Genomic DNA, 839 nt, shown 5'->3' on the forward strand with positions numbered 1-839 from the left:
TATAAAAAATGCCGCTAAGCTTAACTGAGCGGCATTATATTATTCAATAAGCTTTTAAAGAGGCCTATTAAAAACCAAATATTTTTAAATCAAAAAACTTAGTCGCCACTGTATTTATAAATATTACAGCTAGAATGACAGGAATAAACGTTGAAAGTGAAAAGTTAACGTACTTTTCCATCAAGCTTCCCGCATAATTAGGCGAACCTAAGCTTAGCTCTTGTGTTAAGCGTGCTTTTTTCCAGCGGTACATTACAAACAAACACACCATTAAGCCATTAAGCGGTAAAATTGTGTCGTAAAATACATCAACAATAATATCAAAAAAGCTCTTACTAACGCCGCCATAACTGGTGAAAGATGTAAGGCTGTCAATCATACCAAACGACATTGTACATAAAATAGTAAGTACACCGGTTGAAAGTGTAAGGATGCCCAGTGCTTTTTTACGGCTAATACCTTTACGGTCGCTTAGTGTTGCTGTCGGTACTTCCACTATTGAAACAAGTGAAGTAATCGCTGCAAAAAATACTAATAAGAAGAATGAGAACGCAACAATAGACGCACCTACATAACCAATATCATTTTGCAGTGCTAATAATATTTTAGGTAGGTATACAAAAATCATTGATACGGACGAATCAGAAAGTGCTGATGGGTCTGTATTTGGGTCAAAGCTAAATATCGCTGGCAACACCATTAGCCCCGCTACAAACGCAACGAGTGAGTCAGTAATAGCGACCATTTTAGCACTGCTTACAATGTCATCTTTTTTAGAAATGTACGACGCGTAAGTCATTAATATACCCATACCCAGCGATAGCGAGAAAAACGCTTGG

The 839-nt window shown here is 37.1% G+C and carries 1 protein-coding gene; it reads right to left on the reverse strand.

Annotation, left to right across the window (positions count from 1 at the left end):
* Nucleotides 1-67 precede the first annotated feature (67 nt).
* Nucleotides 68-839 (reverse strand): sodium-dependent transporter (locus H5072_RS20610; protein ID WP_182694657.1); only part of this gene is annotated, 772 nt, incomplete at its 5' end.

The organism is Pseudoalteromonas sp. SR45-5 (assembly GCF_014163565.1).
Lineage (GTDB): Bacteria > Pseudomonadota > Gammaproteobacteria > Enterobacterales > Alteromonadaceae > Pseudoalteromonas > Pseudoalteromonas distincta.